Source organism: Nocardia arizonensis, assembly GCF_001310275.1.
Taxonomy (GTDB): Bacteria; Actinomycetota; Actinomycetes; order Mycobacteriales; family Mycobacteriaceae; genus Nocardia; species Nocardia arizonensis.
In genome coordinates, this window is the sequence record NZ_LGYZ01000078.1 from 14,960 (window position 1) to 36,505 (window position 21,546).

22 protein-coding genes are annotated in these 21,546 nt (G+C 69.3%); 17 read left to right on the top strand and 5 right to left on the bottom strand.

The window, feature by feature from the left end:
- Positions 1-28: 28 nt before the first annotated feature.
- The 11 genes from APZ21_RS14680 to APZ21_RS14730 all read left to right on the top strand — a co-directional run bounded on the left by APZ21_RS14680 (position 29) and on the right by APZ21_RS14730 (position 11,049).
- Positions 29-973, top strand: a complete 945-nt coding sequence (locus tag APZ21_RS14680; protein ID WP_239476632.1) for an acyl-CoA desaturase — start codon at positions 29-31, stop codon at positions 971-973.
- 65 nt (positions 974-1,038) lie between these two features.
- On the top strand, positions 1,039-1,296 hold the full coding sequence (locus APZ21_RS14685) for an acyl carrier protein (RefSeq protein ID WP_054813868.1): 258 nt from the start codon (positions 1,039-1,041) through the stop codon (positions 1,294-1,296).
- A 2-nt stretch (positions 1,297-1,298) separates the two neighbouring features.
- On the top strand, positions 1,299-2,195 hold the full coding sequence (locus APZ21_RS14690; RefSeq protein ID WP_054813869.1) for an SAM-dependent methyltransferase: 897 nt from the start codon (positions 1,299-1,301) through the stop codon (positions 2,193-2,195).
- Entirely contained in the window at positions 2,192-3,433 is a 1,242-nt protein-coding gene (locus tag APZ21_RS14695) for a cytochrome P450 (RefSeq protein ID WP_307588841.1), read from the top strand. The genes APZ21_RS14690 and APZ21_RS14695 overlap by 4 nt, the downstream gene beginning before the upstream one ends.
- Positions 3,430-4,188: a thioesterase II family protein gene (locus APZ21_RS14700; protein WP_054813870.1), complete on the top strand. Its 759-nt coding sequence runs from the start codon at positions 3,430-3,432 to the stop codon at positions 4,186-4,188. The genes APZ21_RS14695 and APZ21_RS14700 overlap by 4 nt, the downstream gene beginning before the upstream one ends.
- An 8-nt stretch (positions 4,189-4,196) precedes the next feature.
- Positions 4,197-5,918 carry a fatty acyl-AMP ligase gene (locus APZ21_RS14705; protein ID WP_239476633.1) on the top strand — a complete coding sequence of 574 codons (1,722 nt, stop codon included), beginning with the start codon at positions 4,197-4,199 and terminating at the stop codon, positions 5,916-5,918.
- Between the two features lie 5 nt (positions 5,919-5,923).
- Positions 5,924-6,373 carry a PaaI family thioesterase gene (locus APZ21_RS14710; protein ID WP_054813872.1) on the top strand — a complete coding sequence of 150 codons (450 nt, stop codon included), beginning with the start codon at positions 5,924-5,926 and terminating at the stop codon, positions 6,371-6,373.
- Positions 6,374-6,386: 13 nt separating this feature from the next.
- A complete protein-coding gene (locus APZ21_RS14715; protein WP_054813873.1) occupies positions 6,387-7,595 on the top strand; it encodes a cytochrome P450 in 1,209 nt (402 codons plus the stop codon).
- 24 nt (positions 7,596-7,619) lie between these two features.
- Positions 7,620-8,444: an alpha/beta fold hydrolase gene (locus tag APZ21_RS14720; RefSeq protein WP_054813874.1), complete on the top strand. Its 825-nt coding sequence runs from the start codon at positions 7,620-7,622 to the stop codon at positions 8,442-8,444.
- Between the two features lie 149 nt (positions 8,445-8,593).
- On the top strand, positions 8,594-9,676 hold the full coding sequence (locus APZ21_RS14725; protein ID WP_054813875.1) for an acyl-CoA synthetase family protein: 1,083 nt from the start codon (positions 8,594-8,596) through the stop codon (positions 9,674-9,676).
- Positions 9,676-11,049, top strand: a complete 1,374-nt coding sequence (locus APZ21_RS14730) for an aldehyde dehydrogenase family protein (protein ID WP_082393115.1) — start codon at positions 9,676-9,678, stop codon at positions 11,047-11,049. The genes APZ21_RS14725 and APZ21_RS14730 overlap by 1 nt, the downstream gene beginning before the upstream one ends.
- Before the next feature lie 349 nt (positions 11,050-11,398).
- Here the strand turns inward: APZ21_RS14730 and APZ21_RS14735 are convergent, their stop codons facing one another.
- Positions 11,399-12,172, bottom strand: a complete 774-nt coding sequence (locus APZ21_RS14735; RefSeq protein WP_054813876.1) for a uracil-DNA glycosylase — start codon at positions 12,170-12,172, stop codon at positions 11,399-11,401.
- A 297-nt stretch (positions 12,173-12,469) separates the two neighbouring features.
- Between APZ21_RS14735 and APZ21_RS35995 the strand changes: the two genes are divergently transcribed.
- The 3 genes from APZ21_RS35995 to APZ21_RS14745 all read left to right on the top strand — a co-directional run bounded on the left by APZ21_RS35995 (position 12,470) and on the right by APZ21_RS14745 (position 14,359).
- Entirely contained in the window at positions 12,470-12,598 is a 129-nt protein-coding gene (locus APZ21_RS35995; RefSeq protein ID WP_275426207.1) for a hypothetical protein, read from the top strand.
- Between the two features lie 39 nt (positions 12,599-12,637).
- Positions 12,638-13,288, top strand: a complete 651-nt coding sequence (locus APZ21_RS14740) for a LutC/YkgG family protein (protein WP_054813877.1) — start codon at positions 12,638-12,640, stop codon at positions 13,286-13,288.
- A 111-nt stretch (positions 13,289-13,399) separates the two neighbouring features.
- Positions 13,400-14,359 carry an acyl-ACP desaturase gene (locus APZ21_RS14745; RefSeq protein WP_054813878.1) on the top strand — a complete coding sequence of 320 codons (960 nt, stop codon included), beginning with the start codon at positions 13,400-13,402 and terminating at the stop codon, positions 14,357-14,359.
- Positions 14,360-14,362: 3 nt separating this feature from the next.
- Here APZ21_RS14745 and APZ21_RS14750 read toward each other — a convergent pair whose 3' ends face one another.
- The gene (locus APZ21_RS14750) at positions 14,363-14,971 is read right to left on the bottom strand and encodes a TetR/AcrR family transcriptional regulator (protein WP_054813879.1); all 609 of its coding nucleotides are present in this window, start codon (positions 14,969-14,971) and stop codon (positions 14,363-14,365) included.
- A gap of 337 nt (positions 14,972-15,308) precedes the next feature.
- Between APZ21_RS14750 and APZ21_RS14755 the strand changes: the two genes are divergently transcribed.
- Positions 15,309-15,683 carry a hypothetical protein gene (locus APZ21_RS14755; protein WP_054813880.1) on the top strand — a complete coding sequence of 125 codons (375 nt, stop codon included), beginning with the start codon at positions 15,309-15,311 and terminating at the stop codon, positions 15,681-15,683.
- A 49-nt stretch (positions 15,684-15,732) separates the two neighbouring features.
- Here the strand turns inward: APZ21_RS14755 and APZ21_RS14760 are convergent, their stop codons facing one another.
- A complete protein-coding gene (locus APZ21_RS14760; RefSeq protein WP_054813881.1) occupies positions 15,733-16,893 on the bottom strand; it encodes a BTAD domain-containing putative transcriptional regulator in 1,161 nt (386 codons plus the stop codon).
- A gap of 302 nt (positions 16,894-17,195) precedes the next feature.
- On the opposite strand from APZ21_RS14760, the gene APZ21_RS14765 reads away from it, so the two are divergent.
- Positions 17,196-17,747, top strand: coding sequence for a hypothetical protein (locus APZ21_RS14765; RefSeq protein ID WP_054813882.1), 552 nt, complete (start codon positions 17,196-17,198; stop codon positions 17,745-17,747).
- Between the two features lie 59 nt (positions 17,748-17,806).
- Positions 17,807-19,360, top strand: a complete 1,554-nt coding sequence (locus APZ21_RS14770) for a phytoene desaturase family protein (protein ID WP_054813883.1) — start codon at positions 17,807-17,809, stop codon at positions 19,358-19,360.
- 112 nt (positions 19,361-19,472) lie between these two features.
- On the opposite strand, the gene APZ21_RS14775 is transcribed toward APZ21_RS14770, so the two are convergent.
- The gene (locus tag APZ21_RS14775) at positions 19,473-20,570 is read right to left on the bottom strand and encodes a PQQ-dependent sugar dehydrogenase (RefSeq protein WP_371852364.1); all 1,098 of its coding nucleotides are present in this window, start codon (positions 20,568-20,570) and stop codon (positions 19,473-19,475) included.
- Positions 20,570-21,502 (bottom strand): DUF5995 family protein, encoded by a 933-nt coding sequence (locus APZ21_RS14780; RefSeq protein WP_239476635.1) that lies wholly within the window; start codon positions 21,500-21,502, stop codon positions 20,570-20,572. The genes APZ21_RS14775 and APZ21_RS14780 overlap by 1 nt, the downstream gene beginning before the upstream one ends.
- Positions 21,503-21,546 lie beyond the last annotated feature (44 nt).

Genomic DNA, 21,546 nt, shown 5'->3' on the forward strand with positions numbered 1-21,546 from the left:
AATAGTATTCGGCTTGGGGTATGGGACAGTGACCACCGAAGACAATGTGTTGCCTGCCGCGTCTCCGCGTCGGAAAACGATCAGCAGTCCGTATATCCATCGCCTCCAGCGCAGGCATTTCCTGTTGTTCGACGTATTGCCGATCATCGGCACGATCGCGGCATTCGCGTTCCTGTTCGTGCGGCCGTTCGGATGGCTGGAATTCTCGCTGCTGTTCTCGCTGTGGCTGATCACCGGACTCGGCGTGACCGTCGGCTACCACCGGTTGTTCACCCATCGCACGTTCAAGGCGAAGCCGTGGGTCGCCTGGGCGCTGGCCATCACCGGCTCCATGGCCGCGCAGGGCGGTGTGGTGTCCTGGGTGGCGCTGCACCGTCGCCACCACGAGTACAGCGACCGCGAGGGCGATCCGCATTCGCCCAACCTCTCCGGCGGCGGCCTGCGCGGTGCGCTGCGCGGTCTGGCGCATTCGCACTTCCTGTGGATGCACCGCCACGAATACCCGAACGTCGTGCACTACGCCCCCGATCTGATCAAGGACCGTGGCCTGGTCCGCATCGCCCGGCTGTACTACTACTGGGTCGGGCTCGGCCTGCTCATCCCCACCGTGATCGGCGGTGTGGTGACCATTAGCTGGACCGGGGCGGTCAGCGGTCTGCTGTGGGGCGGCCTGGTGCGGATCTTCGTGCTCGAGCACATCGTGTGGGCGATCAACTCCTTCCTGCACATGTTCGGCACCCGGCCATACGAGTCGCGGGAGAACAGCCACAACGGCGGCGTCTTCGCGCTCGTGACGCTGGGGGAGTCCTGGCACAACAACCACCACGCCTTCCCGGAGTCGCCCGCCTTCGGATTGAACTGGTACCGGCTCGATCCCGGATTCTGGCTCATCAAGACCTTGGCCGCCCTCGGCCTGGCCTGGGATCTGAAGGTGCCCTCCGCGGAGCGCATGGCCTCCAAACGCATCGCCTGACAGAGATATCCGGTGCCGTACGCCCGCGTCGACACCCCGTAGACAATCAGCCGAAGGAATCAACCGTGGACACGAGCAAAGCAGCGATCATCCGGTGGTGCCAGGAATACCTCGGCAACCTGCTCGAGGTGCCCGCCGAAACCATCGATCCCACCGCGGATTTCGACCGGCTCGGCATCGACTCCGCGCTCGCGGTGGCACTGTTGATCGAGGTCGAGGAGCGCTACGGCGTCGACCTGTCGCCCGAGGATCTGTTCGACAATCCGAATCTCGACGCGGTCGCGACGTATCTGCACAAGCAGGCCACGTCGACCGTCGCCTGACCATGTCGGCTCCGACCGAGCGGGTCGACGCGGCCGCGGCCGCCATTCGCCACCACTACGACGCGGGCAACGAATTCTACCGGCTCTGGCTGGACTCCTCGCTGACCTATTCCTGCGCACTTCGCGAAAAGCCCGACGACACGCTGGAAGTCGCGCAAGAGAACAAGCTGCGCCATCATCTCGAGGCCGTCGACGCCGACGGCGCCGAGTCGGTGCTCGACATCGGCTGCGGCTGGGGCGCCATCCTGCAACGGCTCTCGCGGCGCCACGGTGTCGCCCGCTCGGTCGGCCTGACCCTGAGCGAGAGACAGGCCGAATACGTGCGCTCGTGCGAATACCCGGGCGTGGAGGTACGGCTGGAGAACTGGCTGGAATACCGGCCCGAGACCAGGTTCGACGGGATCATCTCCATCGGTGCCTTCGAACATTTCGCCACACCGCGGGATTCGCCCGAACAGAAGATCGCCGTGTACCGGGAGTTCTTCGAACGCTGCCGTGACTGGCTGCGTCCGGGCGGCACGCTGTCGCTGCAAACCATCGCCTACGCGAACATGTCACGCGAGCAGGCGAGTTCGTTCATGCAGCAGGAGATCTTCCCCGACGCCGACCTGCCGACACTGGCGGAGATCACCGCGGCGGCCGAGGGCGTGTTCGAGGTCCGCGCGCTGAGCAACGGCCGGCTGGACTACGCGTGGACCTGCGCGCAGTGGGCGAGCAGGTTGCGCGAGCACCGCGCCGAAGCGGTGGAGATGGTCGGCGCGGAGACCGTGGCCCGCTACGAGCGGTACCTGAAGCTGTCCTCCCTCGGCTTCCGCATGGGCAAGATCGGACTGCTGCGCCTGGTGCTGGCGCCCTACGGCACCGGATTCTTCGCCGGCGACGGACGGCGGGACCGGTGACCGTCGGGGGCACCCGGGTTCGCTTCAACCCGTTCAGCCCGGAATTCCGGCATGACCCGTACCCCATGTACCGGCAGCTGCGCGAGCACAGGCCGGTGCACAAATCGTTGGGAACCTGGGTCCTGACCCGGCACGCCGACGTGCGCGCCGTGCTGCACGACCGCTCCTTCAGCGCGGGTCTCATCCCGACCCTGGTCTCCGAACAGGCGCGCAAACTCGGCAGGAGCGACATCGCGCGCGTGACACGGCTCGGCCGTAAGTCGTTGGTGTTCACCGACAATCCCGATCACGCGCGCCTGCGCGGGCTGGTGAACCGGGTGTTCACCGCCCGCGCGGTGGCCGGGCTGCGTCCGCTGGTCACGCGCATCACCGAGGAGTTGGTGCGCACCGCCCGCGCACGGGGTGAATTCGACCTCGTCGCCGATGTCGCCGCACCGCTGCCGGTAACGGTGCTGTGCGAATGGATGGCGCTGCCGCCGCATCTGCGCGACAAGGTCGGGCCGTGGACCCACGACATCCGATTCCTGTTGGAGCCCGGGCTGATGAAAGCCGCTGATTTCCAACGGGTCTGCGAGGTGGTCGAGGAATTCGCCGCCGCGCTGGACGAGGTGCTGCGACAGCGGAGAGCCGAGCCGGGTGACGACCTGATCAGCGAACTGCTCGCCGCGCGCACCGCGGGCGGCGACCGGCTCGCCGACGAGGAACTGATCTTCGTGTGCGTCATGTGCTTCGTCGCGGGCAACGAGACCACGAAATCGCTCATCGGCAATGGCGCACTGGCGCTGCTGCGTCATCCCGACCAGGCCGCGCTGCTGCGCGAGCGCCCCGACTCGGCGCGCGCCGCCGTCGTGGAGGCGCTGCGCTTCGACTCCCCGCTCCAGTTGACCAAGCGACTCGCGACCCGCGACACCGAGATCGGCGGCACCGTCATCGCCGAGGGCGATCAGGTCATGGTGTGCCTGGGCGCGGCCAACCGCGACCCCGAGGTCTTCGACCGCCCCGACGATTTCGACATCACCCGCGCCGCCGGGGACCACCTGGCCTTCGGTCACGGCATGCACGGTTGCCTCGGCGGCACATTGGCCGAACTCCAGGCCGAGATCGCCTTCGACCGGTTGTTCGGCCCGGATGCCCGCGGCGACCTCGAACTCCGCGTCGACCGACCGCGGTATCAGGAGCACAGTTTCATCGTGCGCGGCCCGGCCGCGCTGCCGGTCGCGGCGGGTGACCCGCGATGACCGGCACCGAAGCCGCCCGTACCTGGCTGCGCGGCCCCGCGGAGGCCGCGGGGGTGCGGCTGATCTGCCTGCCGCACGCCGGGGCGGGCGCCTCGTCGTTCAACCGCTGGCTCGACCTGTTCGGTCCCGGCCTCACCCCGGTACGGGTGCAACTGCCCGGCCGCGAGGACGTGACCGCCGAAGCGCCGCTGCGTCGGGTCGACTCGGCGGTGCGGCGACTGGTCGAGCAGACGAGACCGTGGCGGGCCGAACCGCTGGCGATCTACGGACACAGCATGGGCGCCCTGATCGCGTTCGAGCTGGCCCGCGCGCTCACCGCGGACGGCGCACCGCCGCTGCACCTGTTCGTCTCCGGCAGGCGCGCACCGCATCTGCCCGCCCGCCGCGCGCTCATCCACGGGCTACCCGACGAGGAGTTCGCGGCGGCGCTGGCCGATATCGGCGCGTTCGGCGAGGCGGCGCGCAGCAGCGCGTTCCTGCGCTACGCGCTGCCGCTGGTGCGCGCCGATCTCGAACTGTCCGAGGAGTACGACCACACCCCGCTGCCGCGGCTGGGCTGCCCGCTGACCGCGTTCTACGGCAGCGAAGACCCCGTGGTGGACCCGGACGAGATCGCGCAGTGGCGGGCACTGAGCGACGGGCCGTTCGCGATCCACGCCTTCTCCGGCGACCACCAGTTCCATCAGCGGCACCGGGCGGATATCGCCGCCATCATCACGACGGCTCTCGCGCGTCGGCCCGCGTTACCGGAATGAGGTCCGACGTGCAACTGCTTCCCGATATCCTGCGCCGCCGCGCGGTCGACGAACCCGATCGCACGGCCTATGTCTTCCTCGACGACACCGGCGCGGAGTGCGCGAGCCTGACCTACCGGGAACTGCACGAGCGCGCTCTGGCCGTGGCAGGCGCGCTCGCGGTCCGTTGCGCACCGGGCGACCGTGCCCTGCTGGTGTTCCCGCAGTGCCTCGACTTCATCGTCGCCTACTTCGGCTGCCTCTACGCGGGCGTCATCGCGGTGCCGGTGAATCCGCCGCGCCACACCGGGGTCCAGGCATCCACCCGTGCCGTCGTCGCCGACTGCGACCCGGCCGCGGTGCTGACACTGGAGGTGTTCACCGAATCGCTGCGCGCCGTGCTCGGTCCGCTCTGCGCGGCGCGGCACTGGATCGCCGCCGACGCGCCCGACGCCGCGCCCACGACGGAACCCGTTCGATCCGAACCGGATTCGGTCGCCTTCCTCCAGTACACCTCCGGGTCGACCTCGACGCCCAAGGGCGTCATGGTCACCCATCGCAATCTGGTCGCCAACGAGGAGATGATCCGCGAGGCATTCGGCCACGACCGCGATTCCACCGTGGTCGGCTGGGCGCCGTTCTTCCACGACCAGGGCCTGATCGGCAACGTGCTCCAGCCCCTGTACGTGGGGGCGACCGCCGTGCTGATGTCGCCGGTGACCTTCATCCGCCGCCCGCTGCTGTGGCTGTCGACGATCTCCCGGTACCGCGCCCACACCAGCGGCGGCCCCAATTTCGCCTTCGACGCCTGCGTGGCGCGCGCGACGGCGGGTGCGCACGGTGACTGGGATCTGAGCAGTTGGCAAGTGGCGTTCAACGGCGCGGAACCGATCCGTGAGCAGACCCTGCGCCGATTCGCCGAGACCTTCGCGCCCTACGGATTCGACGCCGCCGCGCTGTATCCGTGCTACGGACTGGCCGAATCGACCCTGATGGTCTCGGCGAGCGCCAAGGGCCGCGGAGCCGTCACGATCGAGGCCGATGTCGAGGCGCTCGGGCAGCGGCGCTACGTCCCCGCCGCGGACGGGCCCGCGCGCACACTGGTCGGCTCGGGCGCGATCATGGCGGCCGAGCGGGTGCGCATCATCGATCCCGACACCGGCCTGCCATGCCCGCCCGATCGGGCCGGGGAGATCTGGATCGCGGGCGACCATGTCGCACAGGGATATTGGCGCAACGCCGAAGCGACCGAACATACCTTCCGCGCGCGCTGCGCCGACGATCCCGACCGCGACCACCTGCGCACCGGTGATCTCGGCCTGCTCGTGGACGGCGAACTCTATGTCGTCGGCAGGCTCAAGGACATGATCATCGTGCGCGGGCGCAACTACTATCCGCACGATATCGAGTTCACCGTGCAGCGCGCCCATCCCGCCCTGCGCGCGGGCGGGAGCGCGGCCTTCGCCGTGCCGGGGCGCGACGGCGAGAAACTCGTCGTGGTGCAGGAGATCCGGCGCGACTACACCGGCGACGCCGACGCCGATATCGCGGGCGCGATTCGCGCGGCGGTCCTGCGCGAACACGATCTCGCCATCGGTGAGTTGGTGCTGACCGTCGCCGGTCAGCTCGGCAAGACCAGCAGCGGCAAGATCATGCGGTCGGCGGCCCGGCAGCGTCATCTCGCCGAAGGCTTCGAGGTCTGGACGCCCGGTCCGGCCGATATCCCGATGGAACTGCGACAGAAAGGCTGACCGGCGTGCAGACGTGGCAAGCGGCGAATCCCGATTACGAGGCGGTCGTGAAGGCGGCGGTGCTGAGTATGCCCGCGGCGAAACACCTCGGATTCGACTTCGGCGCGCTCGCGCCGGGTCTGGCCGAGATCGTGCAGCCGCATCGGCCCGAGTTGACCCAGCACGACGGGTACTTCCAGGGTGGGGTGCTCGGCTCGCTGGCCGATTTCGCCGCCGGCTCCGCGGCGGGCACTCTGCTCCAACCCGGCTGGGCCAATATGACCATCGACTACACGGTCAAGATCCTGGCGCCGGCGAAGGGGCCGACGGTGGTGGCGCGCGGCCGGGTGGTCAAGCCGGGCGCGCTCATCACGATCGCCGCCGCCGAGGTGTACTCGGTCGACGATGACGACGACGAAACCCTGTGCGCCACCGCACTGGTGACAATGCGCAACGTGAAACTGTTCAATTCCTGACCGAGGGGCCGCCATGTGCGCCGACACCTATGTCTTCGATCCGTTCTCGCCGGGCTTCGCGGAGGACCCGTATCCGGCCTACGACGAACTACGCGCGGCCGGACCGGCCCACGAACATCCGCTCGGGTTCTGGATCGTGTCCCGGTACGCGGAGGTGTCGCAACTACAGCGTTCCGCGCATTCGGTGGACGAGGCGCGACTGACCCGTCTGCCGTCGTGGAAGAGCGACACCGACCGCCTCGGCAAGGCCAACCGCATAATGGGCGGGCTGTCGCTGCTGGATCAGGACCCGCCCGACCACACCCGGCTGCGCCGACTGGTCGGCAAGGCGTTCACCCCCCGCGCGGTCGAGGCGCTCCGGTCGCGGGTGCTCACCCTGGTCGATGAGGCCCTGGACCGGATCGAGGACGCGGGAACCGCGGATGTGGTGGCGGAGCTGGCCTTCCCGGTGCCCTTCACCCTCATCTCGGAACTGCTCGGCATACCGGTGGTCGAGCACACCCGACTGCGCGAACTGGTCTCCACTCTCGTGCTCGCACTCGAACCGCTCGCCGAACCCGAACTCCAGGCGCGCATTCGGGACGCGAACGCCGAGTTGACCGCGATGGTCGGCGAACTCGTGCGCCACAAGCGCGACAGCCCGGCCGACGACCTGCTCTCGCGCCTGATCGCCGCCGAACACGAGGGCGACGTGCTCGGCGAGGCGGAACTCGTCGCCCAGGTCATGCTGCTGTATCTGGCGGGGCACGAGACGACCGTGAACCACATCGCCTCGGGAATCCTGGCCCTGCTGCGCCATCCCGAGCAGGCGCGCGCGCTGCGCGAGCGGCCGGATCTCGCGGACAACGCGGTGGAGGAACTGCTGCGCTACGACACGCCCGTGCACCTCATGCGGCGGGTCACCGTCGAGCCGTGGTCGGTGGGCGGGGTGCGGATCCCGGCGGGCCACTGGGTGATCGCCTGCCTGGCCGCGGCCAATCGCGATCCCGAGTTCTGGGGACCCGACGCGGGCGCGCTGCGGCTGGACCGGGCCGACGCGCCGCGCAATGTGTCCTTCGGCGCGGGTATACACCACTGCCTCGGCGCGGCGCTGGTGCGCTTGGAGGCGCGGATCGCCTTCCCGCGCTTCGTGACCCGCTTCCCGGACGCCGCCGTGCGGGAGGTGCGCTGGAACGGCCGGATCAATGTGCGCGGTCCGGCGGAATTGTCGATCTCGATCTAGCCTTCGATAAGGAGAGTGCGAGTCATGTCGGTCATCACCGTCGACGGCATCCGAATCGGCTACACCGACACCGGCGCTCCGCCCGGTCTCCCGAATGCCGCCACCATCGTCTTCGGACACGGACTGCTGTTCGGCGGGTGGATGTTCCGGCGTCAGATCGAGGTGCTGCGCGCCCGGTACCGATGCGTGACGATCGACTGGCGGGGTCAGGGCGAAACCCCGCCCACCGCAGACGGATACGATATGGACACCCTCACCCGCGACGCGGTGGGGGTTATCCGCGGCCTCGGACTCGATCCGGTGCACTGGGTCGGATTGTCCATGGGCGGCTTCGTCGGCCAGCGACTCGCGGCGCGCCACGGCACCCTGCTGCGGTCGCTGACCCTGCTCGACACCAGTTGCGAGGCCGAGGACCCCGCCAAGATCGGCGAGTACAAGCGGCTGGCGCTGGCCTGGCGGATACTCGGCGGCCGACCGCTCGTCGGGCGGATCGCCCCGCACATGTTCGGCCCGGCCTTCCGCCGCGACCCCCGCAATCGGCCGCTGATCGCCGAATGGGCCACTCGCCTGCGCCGCGGTGACCGGGCGGCAATCCGCCGGGCGGTACTCGGCGTGGCCGATCGCGCGCCGGTGGCCGAGGAGGTCACCACCATCACCATGCCGACACTGGTCGTGGTCGGCGCCGACGATGTCGCGACCCCGCCCACGCGGTCCGAGCGGATCGCCGCGCTGATCAAAGACGCTCGGCTGCACACGATTCCGGCGTGCGGTCATTCCAGTGCGCTCGAACAACCCGACGCGGTGACGGCGCTGATCGAGGAGTTCCTGGCCTCGGTGGACCACCGCTGATCCGGCCCGATGCGGACATACCAGACAGCTACCGCCCGACGGCGCGGCGCGGAATTCTGCTATCGACTAATTGATACTGCGCGGTGAAGGTTTCAACCCTCCCGCGGGTGCGCGAAGGTGTGCGTGACGTACACGCAGCTGGAGGGCGCATGTGTTCTGCCATTCTCGATATCTCCACCGCCCCGGTCGATCCCGACGAGTACATCCGGGAATTGATGTCATGGCATTTCAGCCAGGAAACCGGTAGTCCTTATTGGCTGCGCCGCGCGCGCACCCTGGACTTCGATCCGCTCACCGATATCCGCACCTTCGACGACCTCACCCGATTCCCCAACGTGATCAACGAGTTTCGCGATGTCGCGATCGAGGATCTGATCCCGCGCGGACTCACCGGCGAGGATCGGGTGATCGCCGGAATCTTCGAAAGCGGCGGCACGACCGGACTGCCCAAGCGGTTCGTCATGTTCGACCGCTGGATGGAGTTCGCCCTGGGATGGGATGAATTCCACTACGCCGAACTCGGCACCGTGAACACCCTTGCGATCGCGCCGAGCGGACCGCACATGTTCGGCGAGTTCGCGACCCGCCGCGCGCGCCGCCACAACGGCGTGAAATTCACCATCGACCTCGACCCACGGTGGATCAAACAGTTGATCGCCCGCGGTGACACCGAGGAGGCCGACCGCTACGCCGAACACCTCATCGACCAGGTCGGCCACATTCTCACCACGCAGTCGGTGGGCATTCTGATCACCACCCCGCCGCTGCTCGAGCGCGTCGCGCGCCGCCCCGAACTCGTCGACGCCGTGCGCAAGCAGATCAAATTCATCTGCTGGAGCGGCGCGCACATGGACGCCGACTCCCGCGACATCTTCCGCCGCGAGATATTCCCCGACATTCCGCTCAAGGGCCTCTACGGCAGCACCACAATTCTCGGCATGTCGCGCGAGCGGCCCGAGGAGCGCCCGGACGGACTGCCCGTCTTCGACACCCCGAGCCCCTATATCGCCTTCCGCGTCGTCGACCCCGAGACAGGCGCCGACGTCGAGTACGGCGAGCGTGGGCAGGTCGTCATGAATCACCTCACCAAATACGCGCTGCTGCCCAACAACCTGGAGCGCGATATGGCCACCAAGGTCGAGCCGCTGCCCGGTGCGCTCGGTTGCGCGGTCGCCGACGTTGGTCCGGTCAAGACCTTCGACGACCGCTCCGTTATCGAAGGTGTGTACTGATGGACATCCAGATCGACGCGCTCGGCCCGTCCGGCGCATACCGTTCCCGCGAACGCCTCCCGCTGACCTCGCTGGCGGGGGAGCGGATCGGCGAGATCAGCCAGATGCCGCCGCTGTACGTGCGGCGCACCCTCACCGCCATGCGCGCGGCTCCGGTCATGCCGGTCGAGGAAAGGCTGGCCGCGCTCGACAAGGCCGCCGACCTGTTCCACGACGGCACCGTCGACGGCCTCGACCCCGACAGCTACGCCCAACTCGTCTCCACCGCCTCCGGCGTGCCGCTGGCCGTGGTGCGCCAGTCCGTGGACTGGGTTACCGACGTGCTGCGCTCGCAGCGCACCACCCGGGAACTGGCGATGCCGCGCGGCGCCGTCGAAGAGTGGCACGGCGATCAGACCCTCAACGGGTCGGCGGTGTGGACCCGCAAGGGCGACGTGTTCGCGGTGCACGCCGCGGGCAACACCCCCGCGGTGCACGGCCTGTGGCCCGAGGCGCTGGCAATGGGCTACAAGGTGGTGGTGCGACCGTCCACGCGCGAACCGTACACCGCCTTCCGCCTGGTGAGCGCGTTGCGCGAAGCCGGATTCCCGCCCGATGTGCTGACCCTGCTGCCGACCGACTACGCGGCGGCCGACGTCATCATCGCCGAATCCGATTTCGCCATCGTCTACGGCGGCCAGGACGTGGTGGACAAGTACGCCGCGAATCCCCGGGTGCTGACCCAGGGTCCGGGCCGGTCCAAGATCCTGGTCACCGCCGATGTCGACTGGCGCGAGAAGGTCGAACTGCTGGCCGGTTCGGTGAGCCACCTCGGCGGCACCGCCTGCACCTGTGCGACCGCGATCCTCGTCGAAGGCGATCCGGCGCCGGTCGCGGCCGCCGTGGCCGAGGCGCTGGCCGCCATCGCCAGTCTGCCGGCCGACCATCCCGACGCCATCCTCACCGTGCAGCCCGTCGAATCCGCGCGCGAGGTCGACCGCTACCTGCACAAGGTCGCCGGTGACGCCCGCCCGGTGCTCGGCGGCGACACCATCGTCGACGAATTGCCCTCCGGCGGTGCGGTATTGCGTCCCGCGGTACATCTCGTCGACAGCAGCACGGCGCCTCAACTCAATGTCGAGCTCGGCTTCCCGTGCGTGTGGGTCGGCCCGTGGCGCCCCGAAGACGGCATCGCCCCGCTGCGCGACTCGCTGGTGCTCACCGCGATGACCACACGCTCCGACCTCATCGAACAACTGCTCGACGAGCCGTCCATCACCAACCTCTACCTCGGGGACAATGCCACCACCTGGCTGCGCCCCGGCGTCCCCCACGACGGCTACCTCGCCGAACACCTCATGCGCACCAAGGGCATGATCCGCTCGGCCTTCTGATCACTCGCGCCGTCGCCGGACCGCACACCTCGTGCGCGGTCCGGGTGCGGTGTCGGTGTGGTCATGAGCGCGATACGGCCGCGGCGCGTGGTGCGTAGCGGCGCGGCCGTTCCGTCGCCGTCACGGGGCGATCGTGATGCGGGACCCCGGTCGGTGTCCGCGGTCAGAGTTGGGTGAGTGCGGCCAGCAGGGTGAGCGCGGGGACGGTGCCCTGTGACGCCGCGGCTTTGACCATGCGCCGGTCGGTGCCTGCCAGCACGATCGCGGCGGCCAGCATCGAGCGACATCCCGAACTCTCGCCCTCGCCGATGGGTTCGCCGCCGGACAGCGCGCCGGTCGGAATCCGGCCTCACCCCGGCCGATGCGCGGTGAGGCCCGCCGCCGCGGCGGCCTCGGAGAAGACCCGCTCGAGCATGACGGGAGTGAGACGGCCGGTGAAGGTGTTCTGCTGGCTGACGTGGTAGCAGCCGAATACGTGCAGCGGCGCGCGATCCGCCCGCGAGGGCGCCAGCGTGACGTGCGTGCCGTGACCGAACTTGGGGCGCGGGCGCGGGACCGCCCACCCGGACTCGTTCAGCGCGGGCATGAGCGCCTGCCACCCGAATCCGCCCAGGACGACCACCGCGCGCACCGTGGGGGCCAACAGTCCCAGTTCGATATCCAGCCAGGCCCGGCAGCGGTCGCGTTCGGAGACGGTGGGTTTGTTGTCCGGGGGCGCGCAGTGCACCGGGGCGGTGACCCGCGTGCCGTGCAGACGCAGGCCGTCGCCGAGGCGTCGCGAATGCGGCTGATTGGCCAGCCCCACGGCGTACATGGCGGCGTAGAGCACATCGCCGCTGCGATCGCCGGTGAACATTCGGCCGGTGCGATTGCCGCCGTGCGCGGCGGGCGCGAGACCGACCACCAGCAGTCGCGCGTCGTCCGGTCCGAACCCGGGAACCGGTCGACCCCAATAGGTTTCGTCGCGAAAGGCGGCACGTTTGGTGCGCGCGACCTCCTCGCGCCAGGCCACCAGTCGCGGACAGGCCCGGCAGTCGGACACCGCGGCGTCGAGTTCGGCGATATCGCGGGGGAGCGCGGCATCGCGGCGATCCGGCCGCACCGTACGCGCACGCGGGGGCATTGTCGCAGCCTATGCCGTCGGGCCGGTCGTCGTGCGGGCGGCACCACTGACCCGTCACGGTCGGTGGTGGCAGGGATCAAGATCGGACCGACCGGTTGCCACGGCATGCGGGGCGGCGGTAGTTTGCCTGGAGGAGCCGGACCGGGTCCGGCCGTGAATATCGAGCGAATGACAGCGAACACCGTGCAGACCTGACACCGTGCGAACCGACACCCGTCGGCGCCGAGCCGTGAGCTCACCCGGCGGCCGCGGCGACCCGGCCGCCGACACGGCGCCGGGCGACGGAGCGAGGTGGATATGACCGACGACAAGGTCGCCGCCCAGATGCGCGGGCCGGAACCGTCGATGTGCGATACCATTTCGATACCATCGTGGAACATCTGGCCGGTTCGTCGGAATCTGCTGGGGGAGTTGTGCATTGGGTGAGACGTATACCGTTCGCAATGTCGGGGACGGTCGGCGGATATGAATCCGCGCGAAGAGTTCCTGCGTCGCGTCCGTGACGCGCTGGTCGACCTGCCGGACGACGAACGGCTGGTCACCATGTCGCGCTCGCGGCAACGCCAACCGTCGGCGACATCGACGGGCGACCGGACGGCACTGGCCGACCTGTTCGCCGAACGCCTGAAATACCACGGCGCGCAGGTCCACCACCTCATCGAACAAGACATTCCCGACACCATCGGCAAGGTTCTCACCGCGCAGCGGGCCGCGTCGGTGGTGGTGCCGCATGGGCTCCCCGAGGCGTGGCTCGATCCGTGGCGCGCCGACGAGCGGCACCAGATCATCGATGACAGCCCATTCCTGCCGCAGGGGCAGTTGGCGGGCGCGGACGCCGTGATCACCACCTGCGCCGCCGCGGTCGCCGACGCGGGCATCATCGTGCTCGACGGCAGTTCGGGCCAGGGTCGGCGCGCCCCGACGCTGGCACCGGCCTGTCACGTGTGCGTGGTGCGCGTCGAACAGATCGGCTCGACCATGCCCGAGGTGATCGACCGTCTCGACCACCGCCGTCCCATCACCTGGTTCGGCGGGCCATCGGCCAGTGCCCGGTCCGGAGCCGAGCCGACCGGAATCGGGGCGGCGCGTCAGTTGATCGTCCTGATCGTGGACTGAACGCACCGTTCGGGTGCCTTTGGGGTCGTTGCCGCGCTGCGCATGGTCCTCTCGGTCGACTACCTTCGGCCCTGCAATCCGACGCCGGACGCCTGATGGCATGAGGCGGTGATGACACGAGATCTGACTCAGCGTGAGATCCTGAGCGAACTTGAGCCGGTCGCTGAGACCTGCGTCAACCGCCACCTCGGTATGGCCAAGGACTGGCAGCCCCACGACTACGTGCCGTGGGACGAGGGCCGCAATTTCGCCCTGCTCGACGGAATCGACTGGGAGCCCGAACAATCCAGGCTAGGTCCGGTTGCCAAGGCGGCCATGGTGACCAATCTGCTCACCGAGGACAACCTGCCCTCCTACCACCGCGAGATCGCGCAGAATTTCTCCCGCGACGGCGCGTGGGGCACCTGGGTGGGGCGCTGGACCGCCGAGGAAATGCGCCACAGCACGGTGATCCGCGACTACCTCGTGGTCACCCGCGGCGTCGACCCGGTCGCGCTCGAACACGCGCGCATGGTGCACATGACCAACGGCTTCTCCGCCGGCGCGGAGCAGGCCGACGTCGACGACGGCGCGGGATTCCTGCATTCGGTCGCCTACGTGTCCTTCCAGGAACTCGCCACCCGGGTCACGCACCGCAACACCAGCCGGGTCTGTGAAGACCCGGTCGCCGACCGCATGTTGCAGCGCATCGCCGCCGACGAGAACCTGCACATGATCTTCTATCGCACGGTCTGCGGCGCGGCACTGGACCTGGTCCCGGATCAGGCGATCGAGGCCATCGACACCATCGTGGAGAACTTCCGCATGCCGGGCGCGGGCATGCCCGACTTCCGCCGCAACGGCGTGCTCATGGCCAAACACGGGGTCTACGATCTGCGCCAGCATCTCGAGGATGTGTTGTGGCCGGTGCTGCGGCAGTGGAACATCTTCGAGCGCACCGATTTCGGCGCGCGTGGCGAGGCCGTGCGGGAGCGGCTGGCGGCCTTCCTCGAGGATATGGAGCGGGTGCGGATTCCGCGTTTCGAGCAGCAGCGCGACCGCGCGCTGGCCAGGGAACAGGCGCGGCTGTGAGGTTCAGGCGCGCGGGGTGACGCCGAGCAGGACCGCGAGCACCTGCCGGAGGCGGTCGACGTCGCCGTGGATGCCCGCGGCCCGGTCGTTGTAGAGGAACGCCTCGCCCAGGCGCACCAGCGCATAGGCCAGCAGCGGGCGTTCGAGCGGCGGCCGGTAGCCGTCCTCTTCCTCGACGCGGGCGATCAGCGTCTCCACCGCGGCGACGACCCGTGGCTGCACGGGTCCGTCGCTCGCGGTGATGATGCGCAGTCCGTAGATGGGTTCGTGTTCGAAGTAGCGCCGGAAGGGTTCGTTGTCGGATTCCCAGCGCGCCACCCGGTCGAAGACGTCGAGAATGCGGGCCGCGCCGCGGGAGCGGCTGCGGGCGTCGGCTCGGTCGAGCATGCGCTGGTGTTCGGCGGCGAGCATGGTGCCGAGCAGGCCGTCACGAGAGCCGAACCAGCGGTAGACGGACGCGCGGCTGAGTCCGAGTTCGGCCGCGATGGCCTGGACGTCGACGCGTTCGCCCGCGAGGAAGGCGCGGCGAGTGAGATCGAGGACCTGCTCCCTGGTCGCGGAGGCCGGCCGTCCCGGGGATCGGGTCGAGGAACGCCGCGTGGAGGTACTCATCGAAGAAATAGTACACGAAGGCGTGCGTGTATCGAATTGTCATCGGGAATCGGGTGGACCGGCGGGTCCCACTTTAGAGACGCAGTGTGCGAGATGTACTTTACGGGGGTCCGCCGCAACCCTACCCACCCCTCATTACGGCATGGACACGGCCGCCCGGATCGGGATCGGCAGGCGGGATTCGGCCATTACCATCTGCCCAAGGGACGATCCGTGACGACGAGGTCGCTGGTCGCTCCCGTCCGGGGACGGTATGCGTCGGCCGCCGCGAACGACGCGGGACGAGGGCCGGATGATGCGTCGGATTCGAAAGGCAACGATGTTTCGGGCGGGTGCGGTGACCGCCGTCGCCGCGGCCTGCCTCGGCGCACCGCTGCCGCATCCGGCCCGCGCCGCGGCCACCGTCACCAGGATCGGCATCCTCTACGACCTCAACTACGGTCCACTGACCAATTTCGGCGACGGCGGCTGCTCCTACACCGTCCGAGCGGTCCTGACCAGCGCGGTGGGTCCGGTGTCGCTGTACGACAACGGAATACTGTTCGCCACGGTCGAACCCACCGGCGGTGTCGCCATCGCGAAGTGGGTCCCCCCGAGTCGGGGTCGCCACACCATCACCGCGACGCAGGCTCCCGACGCCGCCGTCACCGCCGCCGTTGACGCCTTCGTCGGCGTCGGGATGCCCATCGGCACGGCCTGCCTGGTCATCTGACACGGCTCGCATCGCGAGCCGCCGAGGTCCACGGTCGCCGACCGTGAGGTCAGCTCGCGGGCGGCGGCGGGAGACCGGGCGGCCGGGCTTGGCGGGCGAGCAGTTCGAAGACCAGTTCGGTGTCGCCGATGCGCAGCACCGCGCCGTCGGCGAGCGCCATGCTGTCGATGACGCGCACGCCGTCGACGTAGACGCCATTGGAGGACAGCAGATCCTTGACGACATAGGCCGGTCCGGTATCGACCACGACCGCGTGGTGTCGGCTGACCTTGCCGTCGTCGAGGGCGATGTCGTTGTCGCGCAGGCGGCCGATGCGGGTGAAACGGCCACGCACCGGATGGCGGTGGCCCTCGGCGTCACGCAGGGCCGCGAGGTGACCGCCCGCGCCCTGATCGATGATGGTGGTCATCCTCGTGGCCGAGGCCGCGCCCGCGGCGTTCGCGGTGAGCGGTTCCTGGCGCAGGATGCGGGCCTCGAGTTCGCGCAGCGGCGGGCCGGGGTCGATGCCGAGTTCGTCGGCCAGCGTCGCGCGCAACCGCCGGGCCGCGTCCAGTGCGTCGGATTGCCGCCCGTCGATGTAGAGCGCGGTGATGAGTTGCTGCCACAGCGGTTCCCGCAGCGGATGTTCGGTGACCAGATGCGACAGCTCCGACACCACCGCCGCCGCGCGCCCCTGGGCGATATCGGCTTCGGCGCGGGCCTCGATCGCACTCATCCGGTCGTCGTCGAGTACCGCCGCGTACGCCTCGGCGAAGGCGAGTCCGCGCAGGTCGGCGAGCACCGGCCCGCGCCACTGCGCCAGCGCCTCCGACAACAGGTCGCTCGCCGCGCGGAACCGCCCCGCCGCCAGCGCCCGTACCCCCGATTCCATTCCGGTGCGGAACCGCTGCGCGTCGACGGCGCCTTCGGCGACCGTAATCCGATATCCCGCGCCGACCTGCGCCAGCGCCGATCGCGCGTCGATACCCGCTTCGCGCAGCGGTTTCCGCAGATTCGACACGATGGTGTGCAGACTGGCCCGCACATCCGGCGGCTGATTCGCCTCCCACACCGCTTGCGCCAGCGAATCCACCGACACCGGACGATTGGCGTTGATCACCAGATAGGCGAGCACCGCCCGCTGTTTCGGGCCACCGAGCGCACGCGCGGCACCGTCGATGGTCAGTTCCACCGGTCCGAGTACGCCGAATCGCGCCCGTTCCTCAGCCATGGCGAACTCCTCACGACGCGGCCCGCGAGCCGGAAAGGTCGCGATGAGCCGAATCCGGGCATTGCCGGGTACGTGCCCCGCGCCCGCGGCGTTCCAATCGTATACGGGCGGCGAAGTCCTCGGGACAGCGAACTCGCGGTCGCCCTCCGGGCGAGCCTCGTCGGCGGCCGTCGGCCCTCGCCTGCCCGCGATCGACGGGGGCGGGACGGTTCGGGCGACCGGTCGTGCAGCGGGCATCGTTGCTGGACACAGGCTTTCGGCGACCCCGGCGCATATCGGCCGCTACTGCTACGCTCAGCACGGTGTTCGTGCAGTACTACTTCGCACTGGGCGAATCCGATGCCACCGCGGTGCACCGGGTACGTGAAACAGTGCGTTTCTTCCTGGGTTGCCGGGAAGTGGACACCGCGGAGTCGGAACACGGTTTTCTGGTCGTTCCGGGACATGCCGCCGATCACCGCGCAGTCGCGGAATTGATGGCGGAGGCATCACGCAACGCGAATCGGGCCACCGAAGTGCCGGACCGCCATCTCATCACCCCGATGCTCGGATTCGATTACGCCTGCGCGTGGAACCACGCCACCGAGCCACGGTGCCCGCGTTGCGCGACGCCGCTGGAGGGATGGGACGGCGAGGAGTGGATGTACGGTGCCGAACCCTTCGAGACCTGCGCTGTCTGCGAGTACACCGCGCTGATCGGCGACTGGGACCTGACCAATTCTCTCTTCGCGAAGACGAATTGCGGTGTGGCGCTGCTCGATTGGCCCAGTCTGTGGGAGTGCGCCGATGACGTGCACCGGCAGGCGCTGCATCTGATAGGGCACCGCCCGCGCTATCTCTACGGCGCCGTGTAGCGGCGACGGCACCGGGCGAGTCGTGCGCCCGCGCGCGACGGTCGTGGTATCGAGGACCGATGACCTCGACACGAACCTCCTACGACGTCGTTGTGGTCGGCGGTGGCCACAACGGCCTGGTCGCCGCCGCCTATCTCGCCCGCGCGGGGCGGTCGGTGCTGCTGCTCGAACGCCGTGACCAGCTCGGCGGGGCGGCGGTCTCGGCGCGGCTGTTCCCGGGCGTGGACGCGCGGGTGTCACGGTATGCCTACCTGGTCAGCCTCCTGCCGCAGCGCATCGTGGCCGATCTGGGCCTGAGTTTCCGCACCCTGCGCCGCCGCATCTCCTCCTACACGCCGGTGGGCGCGAGCGGACTGCTGGTCGACACCGCCGACGAGGCGCGCACCCGCGAGAGCTTCCGCCGCGTGACCGGTTCCGACCGCGATTTCGACGCGTGGCGCGACTTCTACGCCGCGACCCAACGCCTGGCACGACGGGTGTTCCCCACTCTGACCGAGCCGTTGCCGACTCGGGACCGGCTGCGCACGATCGTCGACGACGCCCCGATGTGGGACGCCGTGTTCGAACGTCCACTCGGCGAGACCATCGAGGCCCGCTTCGCCGACGACACCGTACGCGGTGTCGTCATGACCGACGCGCTGATCGGCACCTTCACCCACGCCCATGATCCGTCGCTGCGCCAGAACCGCTGTTTCCTCTACCACGTCATCGGCGGCGGCACCGGGGATTGGGACGTACCGGTCGGCGGCATGGGCGCGCTCACCGACGCACTCGCCGCGGCGGCGCGCGCGGCGGTTGCCGATATCGCCATCGGATGCCAGGTCACCGGCATCGAGACCGACGGCGTCACCGCCGAGGTGCGCCATACCGGCGGTGCGGTCGGCGCGCGCCACGTGCTGGTCAATGCCGCGCCCGACGAACTCGCCCGGTTGCTCGGCGATCCGCCGGCGCCGAAACCCGAGGGCAGCCAACTGAAGATCAATATGGTGCTGGACCGGCTGCCGCGCCTGCGTGACCCGTCCGTCGACCCGTCGGAGGCGTTCGCGGGCACCTTTCACATCGCCGAATCCTACGATCAGCTGGAGCGGGCCTATCGCGAGGCGGACAGCGGTGGCATGCCGTCGGCCCCGCCGTCGGAGATCTACTGTCACACACTCACCGATCCCTCGATCCTGTCCGGCGAGGCCGCCGCGCGCGGAATGCACACCATGACCCTGTTCGGATTGCACACGCCCGCACGGTTGTTCGAGCGCGGTCCCGAGCGAACCCGGGCCGACCTGGTCGCCGCGACACTGGCCCAATTGGATTCGGTACTGGCCGAACCCATCGCCGATTGCCTGGCCCGTGACGCCGACGCGAACCCGTGCCTGGAAGCCCGGTCACCGCTCGACCTCGAACGCGAGGTCGGCCTGCCCGGCGGCCACATCTTCCACCGCGACCTCGCCTTCCCCTATGCCGCCGACGACGCGGACGATCCGGCCGGGCGTTGGGGCGTGGCGACCAAACACCGGAATATCCTGCTGTGCGGGGCGGGCGCGGTCCGCGGCGGCGGGGTCAGCGGCATACCTGGACACAACGCGGCCATGGCGGTGCTGGAGAGCCGCGGCGACTGACGGTGCGCCCGCGCGAGTTCTCCACATTCGCCACGTGATTCGCCTGTTCTATTGCGGCCATGTCGATTTCGTGCGCGGAGCCCTCGACGCCGGCGGGTGCGCGGCCCGGGGCTCACAGCGGCGGGAAACGCAGAACCCGGTCGTCGCCACCGCGGATGTCGCCGCGCCCGTCGGTATTCGACGTCGTCAGCCACAGCGCGCCGTCCGGCGCCACGGCCACGGTCCGCAGGCGGCCGTAGGTATCGCGCAGCCGGTAATCGGTCTCGCCGAGCGCCTCGCCCGACAGGCGGGCGGTCCACAGGCGCCGTCCGCGCAGGGCCGCCACGTAGAGGGTGTCGCCCGCGATGGCGATACCCGAGGGCGACGCCTCGGCGGTCGACCAGGTCAGCAGCGGCTCGGCGTATCCGCGATCGGCTCCGCCGCGGCCTTCGACGATGGGCCATCCGTAATTCGCGCCGGGCCGGATGAGATTGATCTCGTCGAACCGGTTCTGGCCGAATTCGGCGGCGAACAACCGGCCCGCGCGATCCCAGGCCAATCCCTGCACATTGCGGTGCCCGAGGCTGTAGACCGGCGATCCGGTGGTCGGATTGTCCGCCGCGGGAAGGCCTGCGGGGGTCAGGCGCAGAATCTTGCCGTTCGGCGAGGCCGGATCCTGTGCCCGGTCGGACTGTCCCGCGTCGCCGGTGCCCACATACAGCAGACCGTCGGGCCCGAAGGCTATGCGGCCGCCATTGTGGTTGCCCGCCTTGGCGATTCCGGTGAAGATCGGCTCCGTCGCGCCGTCGAGCCGGAAACGCGCGATCCGGTTGTCCTCGTTGGAGGTGAAATAGGCGTAGATGTAACGGCTTTCGGCATAGTCCGGCGCGAGCGCGAGCCCAAGCAATCCGCCCTCGCCGCGCGCGATGACGCCGGGCACCTGATACACCTGCTCGGCCGGACCCGTCGGCGTCACTCGCAGAATCCGCCCGGTGTCGCGTTCGGCCACGAGTACGGCGCCGTCGGGCAGGAAGGCCAGCCCCCACGGCACCCGTAGCCCTTCGGCGACGGCCGTGCCCGCGCCGAATCCGGGAACACCGGTCGCCGTCGTCGTCGCCGTCGTCGTCGCGGGACCGGCCGGACTCCGGCTCTGCGACCCCGGGGAGCATCCTGCCATCGCCGCGGCGCACAGCAGCGCCGCGAACGCCGTCGTCGCCAACCGCCTCGCCACTACAGTCCGCCGAGCTGGGTCAGCACCTCGAGTGCCACGTCGACGGCGCGCCACATCACGTCGATCTCCTGTTCGGCCGCGGGAGCCAGAGTCGGGTCCTGCAAGGCGAGACCGTTGGCGAAGATGGCGACATTCGCGCCCGAATCGGCCAGCCGCAACAGCGCCCCGCTGCCAACGCCCGCGCCGAACACCGCGTCCAAGCCCTCGCCCACGAAGTAGAAACGCCACAGCGGACCGAGGTCGCCGCCGTAGACGTCCCTGGTGGACGCGACGATCAACTGACCGTGCGCGGCAATGGAATCCACGATCTCGAAATTGTCGGGCGCGTTGGCCGGGGTGGCGCGCACGTCCGCGAGTGAGTACGCCAGGTCCACGCTGAGGTGGGCGTTGTATCCGGCCATCGCGACTCGCGCGGGCGACAGTTCACACTGCCGGGCGAGCGCGAAATAGTGCGCCCACTGCGGCTGCGCCTGTGCCCCGGTGAATTCGGCGCGCAGATTGTCCAGGAACCGCGACAGCAGCGCCAGACTGATGCGATGCGCCCATTCGGCATCGACGAACGCCGCCGGATCGCGCTGCATCGGCATGACCGCCGCCTGTTCGACGGCGTCGAGCCCGAGCGGCAGCAGACCGCGCCGATCCCGATGGCGCACAAGAATTTCGGTGATCCGACGATGCTGGTCCACCGCCTGCTCGAGCCGCTGCAAGGATGATCCGGTGAGCGTAGCGGTATCGGCGAGCTCCGCGATCTCACGCACCTCCGCGCCACTGAGCGCCGATCCGCACGCCCGATCGACCTCCGCCGCGCCCGCACCCGGCGCACCGACGGTGAGCGCGGTCAACGTTACCAGCAGCGCGCCGATCGCGCTGAACCGCGCCACGACGGGCCTGCCGGTACGCTGCGGCTGAATTAGCTTGCGGGCGTTGGTCATCACGGCTCCCTGCGCTGGTCGGCGACTGGTGCGGACGGCGGAAC